Annotated in this window: 17 protein-coding genes; 15 read left to right on the top strand and 2 right to left on the bottom strand. The window is 41.9% G+C overall.

The features are described from left to right. Window positions 1-237: 237 nt before the first annotated feature. Window positions 238-480: a helix-turn-helix domain-containing protein gene (locus tag HGO97_RS21975; protein ID WP_132273904.1), complete on the bottom strand. Its 243-nt coding sequence runs from the start codon at window positions 478-480 to the stop codon at window positions 238-240. 136 nt (window positions 481-616) lie between these two features. On the opposite strand from HGO97_RS21975, the gene HGO97_RS21980 reads away from it, so the two are divergent. Beyond that, window positions 617-1240, top strand: coding sequence for a hypothetical protein (locus HGO97_RS21980; protein ID WP_216245278.1), 624 nt, complete (start codon window positions 617-619; stop codon window positions 1238-1240). Window positions 1241-1409: 169 nt separating this feature from the next. Here the strand turns inward: HGO97_RS21980 and HGO97_RS21985 are convergent, their stop codons facing one another. Continuing rightward, the gene (locus tag HGO97_RS21985) at window positions 1410-2015 is read right to left on the bottom strand and encodes a helix-turn-helix domain-containing protein (protein WP_216245280.1); all 606 of its coding nucleotides are present in this window, start codon (window positions 2013-2015) and stop codon (window positions 1410-1412) included. A 429-nt stretch (window positions 2016-2444) separates the two neighbouring features. On the opposite strand from HGO97_RS21985, the gene HGO97_RS21990 reads away from it, so the two are divergent. The 14 genes from HGO97_RS21990 (at window position 2445) to HGO97_RS22055 (ending at window position 12351) form a co-directional block, all read left to right on the top strand. Next, entirely contained in the window at window positions 2445-3500 is a 1056-nt protein-coding gene (locus HGO97_RS21990; RefSeq protein ID WP_287842482.1) for a replication initiation factor domain-containing protein, read from the top strand. After that, window positions 3497-3676, top strand: coding sequence for a hypothetical protein (locus HGO97_RS21995; RefSeq protein WP_216245284.1), 180 nt, complete (start codon window positions 3497-3499; stop codon window positions 3674-3676). The genes HGO97_RS21990 and HGO97_RS21995 overlap by 4 nt, the downstream gene beginning before the upstream one ends. A gap of 65 nt (window positions 3677-3741) precedes the next feature. Then, on the top strand, window positions 3742-5442 hold the full coding sequence (locus HGO97_RS22000) for a recombinase family protein (RefSeq protein ID WP_216245286.1): 1701 nt from the start codon (window positions 3742-3744) through the stop codon (window positions 5440-5442). Between the two features lie 140 nt (window positions 5443-5582). Further along, complete coding sequence (locus HGO97_RS22005) at window positions 5583-6428, top strand: GIY-YIG nuclease family protein (protein ID WP_216245289.1); 846 nt, start codon at window positions 5583-5585, stop codon at window positions 6426-6428. Between the two features lie 102 nt (window positions 6429-6530). After that, window positions 6531-7403 carry a LysR family transcriptional regulator gene (locus tag HGO97_RS22010; RefSeq protein WP_216245290.1) on the top strand — a complete coding sequence of 291 codons (873 nt, stop codon included), beginning with the start codon at window positions 6531-6533 and terminating at the stop codon, window positions 7401-7403. A 109-nt stretch (window positions 7404-7512) separates the two neighbouring features. Then, a complete protein-coding gene (locus HGO97_RS22015; RefSeq protein WP_330654320.1) occupies window positions 7513-7926 on the top strand; it encodes a MerR family transcriptional regulator in 414 nt (137 codons plus the stop codon). A gap of 14 nt (window positions 7927-7940) precedes the next feature. Beyond that, window positions 7941-8804 carry an aldo/keto reductase gene (locus tag HGO97_RS22020; RefSeq protein ID WP_330654321.1) on the top strand — a complete coding sequence of 288 codons (864 nt, stop codon included), beginning with the start codon at window positions 7941-7943 and terminating at the stop codon, window positions 8802-8804. 27 nt (window positions 8805-8831) lie between these two features. Further along, window positions 8832-9365 (top strand): flavodoxin family protein, encoded by a 534-nt coding sequence (locus HGO97_RS22025; RefSeq protein WP_216245292.1) that lies wholly within the window; start codon window positions 8832-8834, stop codon window positions 9363-9365. Between the two features lie 14 nt (window positions 9366-9379). Beyond that, window positions 9380-10075 carry a flavodoxin gene (locus tag HGO97_RS22030; protein WP_246597691.1) on the top strand — a complete coding sequence of 232 codons (696 nt, stop codon included), beginning with the start codon at window positions 9380-9382 and terminating at the stop codon, window positions 10073-10075. Further along, window positions 10072-10587 (top strand): nitroreductase family protein, encoded by a 516-nt coding sequence (locus HGO97_RS22035; protein ID WP_330654322.1) that lies wholly within the window; start codon window positions 10072-10074, stop codon window positions 10585-10587. The genes HGO97_RS22030 and HGO97_RS22035 overlap by 4 nt, the downstream gene beginning before the upstream one ends. A gap of 18 nt (window positions 10588-10605) precedes the next feature. Continuing rightward, window positions 10606-11079: a flavodoxin gene (locus HGO97_RS22040; protein WP_216245360.1), complete on the top strand. Its 474-nt coding sequence runs from the start codon at window positions 10606-10608 to the stop codon at window positions 11077-11079. A 22-nt stretch (window positions 11080-11101) separates the two neighbouring features. After that, window positions 11102-11350 (top strand): Dabb family protein, encoded by a 249-nt coding sequence (locus HGO97_RS24580; RefSeq protein ID WP_216245294.1) that lies wholly within the window; start codon window positions 11102-11104, stop codon window positions 11348-11350. After that, window positions 11247-11540, top strand: a complete 294-nt coding sequence (locus HGO97_RS22050; protein WP_216245366.1) for a hypothetical protein — start codon at window positions 11247-11249, stop codon at window positions 11538-11540. Before HGO97_RS24580 ends, HGO97_RS22050 begins: the two co-directional genes overlap by 104 nt. Before the next feature lie 151 nt (window positions 11541-11691). Beyond that, a complete protein-coding gene (locus HGO97_RS22055; protein WP_216245297.1) occupies window positions 11692-12351 on the top strand; it encodes a response regulator transcription factor in 660 nt (219 codons plus the stop codon). Window positions 12352-12353: the final 2 nt, after the last annotated feature.

Consider the following 12353-nt stretch of genomic DNA (forward strand, 5'->3'; position numbering starts at 1 on the left):
GCTGATCTGCGATCGGCATGTGCCGAAACGCGGATTGTATCAAATGAGCTGATGCGCGGTCTAACTGCGCTAAACTGCGGCCTAGGTGGGCCGCAGGCCCGGAATAATCAATAACATCTGAATATGTCATGGGGATTCTCCTAAATGGTCTAAAAACTACTCAAAGTATAGAATCAAACAAAAATAAATGTTAATGGTATACCGTTAAGAATCGTATATATTAATGTTCTGCGGTTATTATTCATCCTCAAAAGCAGTCTCATTCATTTCTGGGAAGTCAAGTAGTTCAGATACTGTCATATCCAATCCCACAGCTAATTTATGAAGTGTTTTTAATTTAGGGTTCTTTGTCTTGCCTTTCATCAGATTGTCTACGGTAGACTGTGTGATACCAGACAGTGTGGCAAGTCGGTTTATTGTGATTTCTCTTTCTGAACATAATTCCGTCAATCGTTTGATAATAGCATCTGAATATGTCATAGTAGTCCATCTCCTTAACTTTGTACGGTTAAGACGAGTATAGGAGCTTTCAAACTGAAAGGTTAATGGTACACGGTTGACAAGGGAAATAAACTGTGATAAATTAACGGTGTAACATTAATGAGAGGGGGATGTAATGGATTTCACAAAAGAAATATTCAAGCGTGCAACTATAAGAGGGGTAGCAGACTATTTATTATATGGTCTTAGTCCAGAGGAAGATAACAGAAGCTATGAAGAAAGACTGGATGACACTTATCTTGAATATGAAAAACTGGCATTACAGTGTGATAAAGATAAACAGTTTGAGTTACTTAATCTCGCAAATGCTATGGCAAGTGAGAGCGCAAGTGTTTATGCGGAAATAGGCATACAGGCAGGTATCCTGCTTATGAAAGACATGATTCAGAATATAACTGGTAAGCAAAGAGACCATAAAGCAAATCAAGAAATAGAACAGAGGGAGAAACAAATGAGCAGAATTACAGATTTATTGAAACTGGCAGCAGACAGCATGAAAAATCGCACATTAACGGAATTGCTGGAAAAGGACACCGAATATCTGAAAAGGCTGGAAGAAGAGAAACAGGCACTGAAAGCAGTAGATGAGCTAGAACTGACGGATGAACAGAGGAGCGTCGTGGATACACTTATTGCCAGAAAAGAGGAACGAGAATATGATTATCACATAAATTCTTATATGGCAGGTATGTTAGATGCCTATGAGGTTTTAAAGGAGTTTAATTTAACGAACGAGTAGTATGTAGTGTAGGTCTGCAAATACCTTTGCAGTCTTTCACCTTATCCTCTTGATTATTCTTCACGGGAAAGGGAAAAGCCTTGTCAAGAACTAGCCGCGTAAGCGGTGCGGAGCATTCTTGACAAGGCTTTTTGCTTTCCTGTACCTTTCGGGAGGAGGATAAGGGAAATTAGTCAAAATCGTCTGGATAGTCCAATTCAGAAGAAATCTTTCCTTCTTCATCCGTAGTCATCGTCTTGATGATTTCTTTTGCATAAGGATTCACATGCTTATGACCTTCAATCGTTTCACCAAAAATATCAAAACAAAGGTAATCGTCATATCTGTCCAAAAGCTTTTGAAATTTCTGGTACTGAATGAGTTTTTTCAAGGGATAAAGGTCTGCGGCACTTCGTTTCTCTGAATGAACATAATCGGAAATATATTCCTGTAGTTTTTGTAATTCATATTCAAGCCATTCCTCTTCATCCAGTGGATTGTCATATTGACCGTGGGCAAGTTCTACGTTCAGCCGCTCTTCACGATCCAGAAAATCCAGAATGTCAGATTCTATATGGGCAGTGCTTTTTAGTTCCCCGGCAAGAAGTTCATTTGGGGTAACACCTAATGCTTCTGTCAATTTTTCCAATGTTTCAAAAGTGGGATAGTTGATTCCACGCTCAATTTTGGACAGACTTTGCAGATTGATTCCAATCTGGTCGGAAAGTTCCTGCTGTGTTAATCCTTTTAACTTTCTGATTAGTTGAATGTTATGTCCTAACAGTCGATAATTCATAAGAACTCCTTTCAGTCTATTAGACTTAATAAATATAAAAAAACCATAAATAATATTGACAAATAAGCGCAGTAGCGTTAATATCAAGTAGAAATGATTGATTAAGCGTAACGGCGTTAATTATCTGCTTACATAAGCATTATAACATGAGAGTTTTAATTCTAAAAGCATTATTTAATCCTTTTGGAGTGGGAAACTAAGGTTCCTGCCATTCTCCGCTGTGCCGAAGGCGGAAAGCGGAAAATGGGCAGGAAGGAACGCCGCAGGCGTTCCGGCAGGGCGTAGAAGTAACACCGCCCTGCATATACAGGATTGATAATTCAGAAACAGCCAGAAATCAACGTTTGTAGATGTTTGAAAGGTGTACTAACCAGCACACCGGAAAGGAGAGGATAGGCAATCGCAAAACGTGACAATGTGAGTATCAAGATTGATTACATCAGCATTGTATTTGATTCTGCCAGGGCAGAAGAGGTCATTCGGAAGGTGCTGGAACTCCCGATAGATATTTTTACGAAGTATCCAGCAAAGGTCAAACATAAGTCATATCAGAGCTTATATCAGGCAGGAAGCATTAAAGTGTTCGGGGATTCCAAACAGACAGAAGATAATCCAGATGGGACAGGGTGTTATCTTGTATTAAGCGGTATGGGATGTGACGAAATTTTCCGCATATTAGATATGCACGGTTATTCTTTTGGGGATTTATTCCGGCATTGTGAAAGGTTATATGGCAGTGAGTTCCGGTTTACAAGACTGGATATAGCAATAGATGACAGGAACGAAACGCCATTTTTTACACCAGAGCAGATAAAGCGGAAATGTGAAAGGGAAGAGTTTATTGGAAACAGCAACAGTTATCGGTTTGTTGAGAGCAGTTATACGGAGAAGGATACCGCTAAAACAGTGTATATCGGGGCGGGGAAATCCAATCTGTCTTATCGCTTCTATGATAAGGATAAGGAAGTCAGTATGAAGTATCAGAAGCCATATGAAGAGATAGGGAGCTGGAAACGGACGGAGATACAGTTGCGTGAAGATAAGGCGCATACCTTTGCTATGCTTTTTAAAGATAATCCTTTGGAATTGGGAAAACTGGCATTTGACCTCTTGGCAGGAAATTTAAGATTCATTGTACCAGACAAGAAACAGAGTAACAGAAGCCGCTGGAAAACGTGCCAGTTTTGGAATCGTTTTCTGGGGGCAGTCGAACCTTTACAATTACATACGGAAACTCCCCGGAGTACCCTTCTGGAAACCCAGAGGTGGCTTAAAGAAGGCGGCGTATTGTCTGCGGTAAAGGGATTCTGTTTTCTGGAAGAACACGAAGCATTAGGTGGTCTGGAACGGATAGAGGATATGCTGAGACATGCAAAATACAGCCCGGCACTTGGAAATAAGATGATTGGGCATTTAAGCAGGATTAATAGAGAAGATTTAATACCATACATACAGGACGATATGAAGAAAGGGGGAGTTTCTTGAAACCAGAGACTCACAGAAAATATAAGACATACACCACCGAAAATGGTGTGGAAATAAATATACCGGCAGGGAATGAAGCCGATATGGAACAACAGCAGAGTTATCAGAGGTTTATCAATGTGCTGTCTAATATTGTAACAAAATATGTGGCAGAAGAGAAGTGCTATAAGAAATAGAATCTACAACGGTCAGTTCCCCATAAGGGCTGACCGTTTTTAAAACATGAAAGGAGTACAGGAAAATGTATCAGACAAGAACAGGAAAGACATGTGTTATCTATATCCGGGTAAGCAGTGAACGACAGGTGAAAGGATATAGTCTTGATGGACAGAAACGGTATCTGACCGAATGTGCGGAGCGGCAGGGAATGAAAGTGCTGGCAGTTTATGTGGAAGAGGGAAAAAGCGGAAAGAGCATAGAGGGAAGGACAGCATTTCAGACAATGCTTGACAAGATTAAACGGGGGGCTTTGCAGACAGATTATGTACTTGTGTATAAACTATCAAGGTTTGGGAGGAACGCAAGGGATGTTTTGAATTCGCTTGAGTTTATTATGCAGTATGGCGTACATCTGATGTGCGTAGAGGATGGACTGGATTCTTCTACATCAATGGGAAAGATGATGATAACCATACTTGGGGCAGTAGCAGAATTGGAGCGGGAAAATATCATAGCGCAAAGCCTGTTAGGAAGAGAAGAAAAGGCAAAATCCGGGGGATGGAATGGAGGATTTGCGCCTTATGGCTATGATTTGAAAGAGGGGAAATTAGTGCCACAAGAAGGTGAATCAGAGGTTGTGAAGATGATTTTCGACCTGTTTTTGAATAAAGGGATGGGATATTCTACAATAGCTCGGTTTCTGAATCAGAATGGTTATACAAGAGAACCAGCTCCTAATGCGGTCAATCCCAAATTCAATGACTGGAAAGCAGACCAGATAAAGCGGATTCTGGATAACCCACTGTATACTGGCAGGATCGCATGGGGCAGGAGAAGGACGGAGAAGGTACAAGGTTCAAACAACGAACAGCGTCTTGTAAAACAGGAAGAATTTGTAATGAGTGAGAAGAAAAGCCACGAAGCATTAGTGTCAGAAGAGGATTTTCAGAAAGTACAGGAAATTCGGAAAGTGATGAAAGAAAAATCATGGGGAAACCATAACATCAGCCAGAGCAGAGCGCATTTGTTGTCCGGGATTGCACGCTGTCCGCAATGCGGTTCTGCAATGAACGTGGATTGTAACCAGTGGACTAATAAAGACGGTACGTTCCGGGAAACATTTACCTATGTATGCAGTCATTATAAACGGGCTTTAGGAACAAAACAGTGCCGGAGAAATGGAATATCAGCGGAAAGGCTGGAACGGGAGGTGCTGGAATATACGAAGAAACTTCTGCGGAATCCTAAATTTGCCCGTGACATTAAGGCGAAAATAGGCGTTGCTGTAGATGTGACGAAGATACAGGAAGAGATAAAGAACTATGAGAAGGAGTTAAAGCGTCTGGCTAGAAGCAGGATGAATTTAGAACAGGATATAGATAATCTGCCAGATGATAAGTATGTGGAAAGAAAACGGAATGAGTTCAATCGCAGGCTGGATAAGATATACAATCAGATTTATGAAACAGAAGATAGGATAGAAGGGTGCAGAAGAAGGAGTGTTATAGCAGAGCAGGAGTCTTTGAATGTGGAGATGATTTATAAGATTCTGCTGTCCTTTGATGAAATCTATGATAAAATGGATGACAGGGAGAAACGGGAATTGATTAAATGCATGATAAAGGAAATCAAGCTGTATATGCCGGAAGAACAGAAGGAGCAGGGGCATGCAGTGAAGAGTATTGTGTATTCATTCCCAATTGAAGAAGATGTGATTCAGTCTTTACGGGTGAAAGAAACACATGTCGAAACCGTCTGCCTTCTGTCCAAGAAAGCCCAGTAAATCAAAGGGTTTCAGCGGTTTGGTTCAGATATGAGGTTGTGTTTTTTTGTTTGGATGGACTGAAATTTGTTTGGTGTTACTGAGGTGGGGTAAGAAAAATGAACGTTTTAGCAAAAGATATTTGATTAAAGGAGACGGGTATGGCATATGGCAAATCAATAGAACTTTTCCTGGTTAACGGAACGGCAGACAGTCTTGTAACAGCAGAACTGTCCAACTGGAACGGGAAGGCAATTAAGATTCCAAGAATCGAAGTTCAGACAACTCAGAGGGAGGAACTTCTTGGGCCAGGTGTATATTTTTTGTTTTGCAAAGAAGAAGACGGAACAGATTCCGTTTATATAGGAGAAGCTGAAAAGGTTCAGGAAAGATTAATACAGCATTTACGTGATTATCAGGCTGAAAAGGAAAAGTACTACTGGACGACCGCCGTAATTTTTGTGGGACGTGATTTGAATAAAGCCCACATACGTTATTTGGAAAATCGGTTTTTCGAGTTGGCAAAAGAATGTAAAAGGTATCATATACTGACAAAAAATACATATAAGAATACGGTATTAAAAGAATCGCAGATTGCGGTTATGGAAGAATTTATCGCACATGTGAGAGTGCTTATCAATGCTCTTGGTTATAAGGTATTTGAACCTGTTCTCCAACATAAGAAAGCGGAAGATGAGAAAGATGTTCTGTATATTCATACTGGCTCAGTGAAAGCCAAAGGTCTGGTAACAACAGAAGGTTTTGTTGTATTGGCAGGGAGCGGTGTGAATGAAAAGGTATCTGAGAAATCTTTGTCTCCGGGAGCAGTGAAATTGAGAGAAAAATTATTTCGTGAGGGAAAGGTTGAGAATCTGAAAACCACAGAAGATATTTTATTTTCTAGTTCTTCGGCCGCCGCGGATTTTCTTCTTGGATATAGTGTTAGCGGACCCAGGACATGGAAAAACAACCAAGGAGTATCCTTAAAGGAATTAGATAATAAATAATAGATAGGTTGAAGTTGCAGTCAGGCTAGGTGTAGGAAAGTAACGCCTGTAAGAATGATAATCTGTTAGCTGCCCGTTACATGTAGAAGGAGGAATGTAGATATGGATATTCGTGTATTGTCATATTTTCTTATGGCTGCAAGGGAAGAGAATATAACCAAAGCCGCCCAGCTTTTGCATGTCACCCAGCCAACGCTGTCACGGCAGCTCATGCAGCTGGAGGAAGAACTGGGAGTAAAGCTGTTCCAAAGGAGCAACCATAGTGTATATCTGACGGATGAAGGGATGGTTTTCCGCCGCAGGGCGCAGGAACTGGTTAATCTTGCGGAGAAGGCCCAAGAGGAACTGACTCAGAAGGAAGAGACTTTATCCGGTATCATTGCAATCGGATGCGGGGAGATGCGTGGTGTGCAGGAGGTGGCGAAGCTGATTACCGGGTTCCAGGAGCGGTATCCCCTTGTGAAATTTGAATTGTACAGCGGAAATAACGAGGACATCAAAGAGCGGATGGAGCAGGGAACTTTGGATATGGGGCTTCTTTTGGAGCCTGTGAGTATTGTGAAATACGATTTTATCCGTATGAAAACAAAAGAGCAGTGGGGCGTTTTGATTCATAAAGATGCGCCGCTTGCATCCCAGGATGTGATACGTCCCGGTGACCTTGTAGGGACGCAGGTGGTAACGGTGCATCTGAATACCCCGGTGCATCATGAGCTGGCAGGCTGGTCAGGAGATTTTGCAAGGCAGATGGAATCCTGCGTGAATTATAACCTGCTTTATAATGCGGTAATTGCAGCAAGGGAAAGGAAGGGTGCAGCCATCTGCGTAAAGCTGGACTGTCACTATGATGATATGAAGTTTCTTCCGTTGGAGCCGAAACTGGAATTAAGTTCGGTGCTTGCATGGAAAGATCAACAATCCTATTCAAAGGCAACAACTGCTTTTATAAAGTATGTCAAGGACGTATACCGATAGAAAGCAGTTAGGTAATGAAAGGTAATATAAGGTCATGATGAAATACAAAAACTGTATTTCTGATTATGTAATATAAGCATTAGACATAGTGAAAAAATAGATTTAGAATATGGGTGTAGCAAAGAGAGAAATAAAAATCTTTGCTGCACCTATTGTTTTTGAGGAGGTGAGGCTTTTGACTGCCGATGAGATCAGTGAGAGGTATCAGATTCCACTAAAAGTCCTAAAGAAATATGAGGAATGGGGATTGTGCCGTGCTGTAAAGATGACCATGGATGAGTGGCGGTATGACAATCAGGATTTAGAACACCTTAGTCTGATTATGGCGCTTCATGACATGGGTTTCACCAGTCTGGAAGTGGAAGTTTATATGAAACTGCTGCTTGCCGGGGATTCTACAAAATGGGAACGGATGAAGATGTTGAATGAAAAGCGCAGCCAGGCTCTGGATGAAATCCATCTGAAAGAACGGCAACTGGAAAGAATGGACTATTTAAGAAATGAAATACGGAATAACAAATAAAAAGGAGATGCAGAATGATGGAATATGTAACATTAAGTAATGGCGTAAAAATGCCTGTACTTGGATACGGTACATTTACAATCAGCAATGAAGAAACTGAGCGTTGTGTGACTGATGCAATCCATGTGGGGTATCGCAGTATTGATACAGCTCAGGCATACTACAACGAAGAAGGTGTAGGAAATGCCGTTCACAAAGCGATTGAAGCAGGAACAGTAAAAAGAGAAGAGCTGTTCCTTACAACAAAAATCTGGGTTGCCAATGCCGGATATGAAAAAGCAAAAGCATCTATTGAGGAATCCTTACAGAAATTGCAGACCGATTATATTGACCTTCTGTTTGTCCATCAGCCATACAATGATTATTATGGTACATGGAGGGCAATGGAGGAAGCATATAAAGAAGGTAAGGCAAAAGCGATCGGTGTAAGTAATTTTTATGCAGACAGATACCTTGATCTTGCATCCTTTGCAGAAATTAAGCCTATGGTAAATCAGCTTGAAACGCATGTGTTCCAGCAGCAGAAAACAATCAGACCGTACCTTGATAAGTTTGGAACACAGATTGAGGCATGGGCACCGTTTGCCAAAGGCGAGAAGAACCTGTTTTCTCATCCGGTACTTACGGAGATTGGTGCTAAGTATGGCAAGAATGCAGGACAGACAGCGCTTCGCTTTATGATTCAGAGCGGCATTGTGGTGATTCCAAAATCTACCCATAAAGAGCGTATGGCAGAGAACTTAAATGTGTTCGATTTTGTGCTTACAGAAGATGAAATGAAACAGATCGAAGGGATGGATGAGGGCAGCAATATTTTCATGGACCATGAGAATCCCGCCCACATCGAGAACTTCTTCTCCAGATTTGGGATTATGTAAAAACTAAGATTCAGGAGGAAAAAGCGAATGAAGATTTTGGTACTTGAGGGAAGCCCTCACAAAAAAGGTTCTTCCAATACCCTTGCAGAGCAATTTATCAAAGGCGCGGAAGAAGCCGGGCATAATGTAAAGGTGTTGGATGTGGCACATATGAATATTCATCCGTGTCAGGGGTGTGATGCCTGTGGTATGCGTGGGAGCTGTGTACAGAATGATGATATGCAGATTGTTGAGCAGGAAATGAGAAGTGCAGATATGGTGGCTTTTGTTTCACCTATTTATTACTTTGGGATGTCAGCACAGCTGAAACTGGTAATTGACCGTTTTTACAGTTTCAACAGCAGTATTTCAGGAAAAGGTCTGAAAACAGTCCTTATTGCAGCAGCATGGGACAGCAATCCTAAGACATTGGGTTATTTAAAAGACCACTATCTGGGAATTTGCAATTATCTTGGCTTTGAGGATTGCGGCATGATTCTCGGTACCGGATGCGGAACCGCATCTATGACTCGTGGAACGGCACATATGGATGCGGCCTATAAACTTGGAAAATCTATTTGATTGGAGGTCTGTAAATGAAACATTTTTCATTATTTTTGGCAGCTATGCTAATGGTTTTAACGCTTGCAGGATGTGGAAATGCAGGAAATAGCACAGAGTCTGAGAATGTGGATACAACAGAAAAGGTAAATACAGAGGCAGAGTCAGAAGAACAAAACACAGAGCCTGCAGAAGGTGCTGACGGTACAGAGAAATCTGAAACGAAGATACTGGTTGCTTATTTTTCAGCGACAGGTACTACAAAACAGATTGCGGAACAGATTGCAGAAGTTACGGGAGCAGACCTGTTTGAAATCATGCCGGTGGATGCTTACAGCAGTGAGGATTTAGATTACGGTAATGATGATTGCAGGGCAAATCGGGAACAGAATGACAGCACATCCAGGCCGGAGATTTCCAATACTATTGAAAATATAGAGAATTATGATACGGTCTTTATTGGACATCCGATTTGGTGGGGCGAAGAACCTCGCATTATAGATACATTTCTTGAAAGCTATGATTTTTCCGGTAAGACAATGATTGATTTTTGTACATCTGGAGGAAGCGGTATCAGTACAAGTGAAGGCAATTTAAAGGAACTGTGTTCCTCTGATGTGAATTGGCTTGCTGCTAACAGGTTTTCAAGTGATACGGATGTTGATACTGTCCGAGATTGGGTTCAAAGCCTTGGAATAGAAACTAAAAATAACGAATGGAGGAAAAGATGATGGAGTTTTTTGAAGTAGTTAAAAATCGTTATGCGTGTAAAAAATTTGATGGACGCCCAGTGGCAAAGGAGCAGCTTGATGCAATCCTTGAAGCAGGGAGACTGGCGCCCACAGCGAAGAACCTGCAGGAGCAGCGTATCTATGTTGTACAGTCAGAAGAAGGTCTTGCCCAAATTGACAAGGTAACTCCCTGCAGATATGGTGCGGCAACGGTGGTCGTTGTAGCGTTTGATACAACAAATGTATTTACATATCCGGGAGAAAAGCGTGATTCAGGTGTTGAGGATGCAACAATTGTAGCAACTCATATGATGCTGGCTGCAAAAGCGGAAGGCGCTGATAGCTGTTGGGTTAACTTCTTCGATCCGGAAGTGGCAGCGAAAGAGCTTGGACTGCCTGAAAATGAGGAAGTCCTGATGATTCTTGACCTCGGCTATCCGGTAGAGGGAACAACACCACTCGCTATGCATACGCAGAGAAAAGAACTTTCAGAAACAGTTACCTATATGTAAGAAACGGAGGAATTCATGATGAGTAAGAAGTTAGTAGCATATTTTTCAGCAAGTGGTGTGACTGCAAAGGTAGCAAAGACACTGGCATCTGCCATTGATGCAGATTTACATGAGATTTTGCCCGTTCAGAAATATACATCAGCAGATCTGGATTGGACAAACAAAAAGAGCCGCAGCAGTGTGGAAATGAATAATAAATCTTTCCGGCCGGCGATTGCAAATCAGGTTGAAAATATGGAGCAGTATGATGTGATATATGTAGGATTCCCCATCTGGTGGTATGTGGCTCCCACAATTATCAACGCTTTTTTGGAATCTTATAATCTGGAAGGAAAAGTAATTGTACCTTTTGCCACATCCGGCAGCAGCGGAATGGGAGGAACAAATGCAGACTTAAAAGATTCCTGCAAGGGTGCAGAGTTGAAGGAAGGCAGGCGTTTTTCTTCCAATGCCAGAGCAGAGGAACTGAAAGCCTGGGCAGAAAAAATTTAATGAAAAGACGGAGGAAAAATACATGGTCAGACATATTTTTATAGCCACAATCAAAGATGGTGTTTCAGAGGAAATCGTAAATCAGAAAATGGAAGAAATGAGAGCCATGAAGGAGAGCGTTTCGGAAATTGAGAGCATTATGGTAGGCAGAAGCCTCGGATGGGTGGGTGCCGCGGTCTGTTTCACCGGATGGAACCTATACACTGACACTGCAGGCAATCGGGGAACCCGACTGGCCTTTTGGATCAGCAAGAGGACGGCTGGTTCTTGAGAAAGATAAGAAGAAAATATCCCAGGAAGATTTTGAATTAAAGAACGATGGCGGTCCGGTAAATAGCAGTTGTTGGAAAATCACCTGGTATGAGGAGTATGCAGAAATTATTTTGTCGGGAGAAGAGCAGCCCGATAAACAGATTCGCCTTTTTTTTGATAGCACAAAGGAGATAATGGACATGGAATAAGAAATCAAGTAAATACGAGTTTTACTCGTTGGAACTGATATAGTATAATGAAATCTGGTTATATGCTCACGGTTAGCTAAGATTTCTCGGTGATTTCATACTGGCTCCACATAAAAATGCTACACTGAGATATAAGAGGTGATAAGATTTTATGGCAAGATTGTTGATTGTAGAAGACGATAAAAGGACAAATGAATGTATCTGTGAATATTTAAGGCCTGCTGGACACGAGGTGATTCCGGCATATGATGGCACGGAGGCCATGGACATTTTCCGCCAGGGGAATCTTGATCTGATTGTTCTGGACATCATGCTTCCTCATATCACGGGATTGTCCGTACTGCACGAGATTCGCAAGACAAGTTCCATACCCGTTCTGATGCTCACCGCAATGGAAGACGAAGGGACTCAGGTGGTAAGTTTTGATGAACAGGCTGACGATTATATGACAAAGCCCTTTTCCATGGTTCTTCTGGGAAAACGGATTACAGCGCTTCTGCGCCGGAGCGGACAGACGAAGCCGCTGGAGGTGATGACCTTTGGTGAGATTACGGTCAATTTCTCCGGCTATACGGCAAGCGGACCAGAGGGGAAAATCGACATTACCCCAAAGGAAATGGACCTGCTCCGGCTTTTGGTTGAGCATAAAGGGCTGGTTCTCACACGTTTCCAGATTCTGGACGATTTGTGGGGAGACGAGAATCCAATCATAGACCGTACCATAGACACCTATATCAAAAATCTGAGAAAGAAGCTCCATCTTGACTGCATTGTCACTGTCAAGGGTGTGGGGTACAAGTATGAGGTATGAAG

The organism is Faecalicatena faecalis (assembly GCF_012524165.2).
Taxonomy (GTDB): Bacteria; Bacillota; Clostridia; order Lachnospirales; family Lachnospiraceae; genus Faecalicatena_A; species Faecalicatena_A faecalis.

Coding starts and splice junctions, on each gene's coding strand:
- HGO97_RS22020 (WP_330654321.1), top strand. CDS start 7,941: ATGATGGAATATGTAACATTAAGTAATGGCGTAAAAATGCCTGTACTT.
- HGO97_RS22015 (WP_330654320.1), top strand. CDS start 7,513: ATGGGTGTAGCAAAGAGAGAAATAAAAATCTTTGCTGCACCTATTGTT.
- HGO97_RS22035 (WP_330654322.1), top strand. CDS start 10,072: ATGATGGAGTTTTTTGAAGTAGTTAAAAATCGTTATGCGTGTAAAAAA.
- HGO97_RS22040 (WP_216245360.1), top strand. CDS start 10,606: ATGAGTAAGAAGTTAGTAGCATATTTTTCAGCAAGTGGTGTGACTGCA.
- HGO97_RS22025 (WP_216245292.1), top strand. CDS start 8,832: ATGAAGATTTTGGTACTTGAGGGAAGCCCTCACAAAAAAGGTTCTTCC.
- HGO97_RS22030 (WP_246597691.1), top strand. CDS start 9,380: ATGAAACATTTTTCATTATTTTTGGCAGCTATGCTAATGGTTTTAACG.
- HGO97_RS22055 (WP_216245297.1), top strand. CDS start 11,692: ATGGCAAGATTGTTGATTGTAGAAGACGATAAAAGGACAAATGAATGT.
- HGO97_RS21980 (WP_216245278.1), top strand. CDS start 617: ATGGATTTCACAAAAGAAATATTCAAGCGTGCAACTATAAGAGGGGTA.
- HGO97_RS24580 (WP_216245294.1), top strand. CDS start 11,102: ATGGTCAGACATATTTTTATAGCCACAATCAAAGATGGTGTTTCAGAG.
- HGO97_RS22000 (WP_216245286.1), top strand. CDS start 3,742: ATGTATCAGACAAGAACAGGAAAGACATGTGTTATCTATATCCGGGTA.
- HGO97_RS22005 (WP_216245289.1), top strand. CDS start 5,583: ATGGCATATGGCAAATCAATAGAACTTTTCCTGGTTAACGGAACGGCA.
- HGO97_RS22010 (WP_216245290.1), top strand. CDS start 6,531: ATGGATATTCGTGTATTGTCATATTTTCTTATGGCTGCAAGGGAAGAG.
- HGO97_RS21975 (WP_132273904.1), bottom strand. CDS start 480: ATGACATATTCAGATGCTATTATCAAACGATTGACGGAATTATGTTCA.
- HGO97_RS21985 (WP_216245280.1), bottom strand. CDS start 2,015: ATGAATTATCGACTGTTAGGACATAACATTCAACTAATCAGAAAGTTA.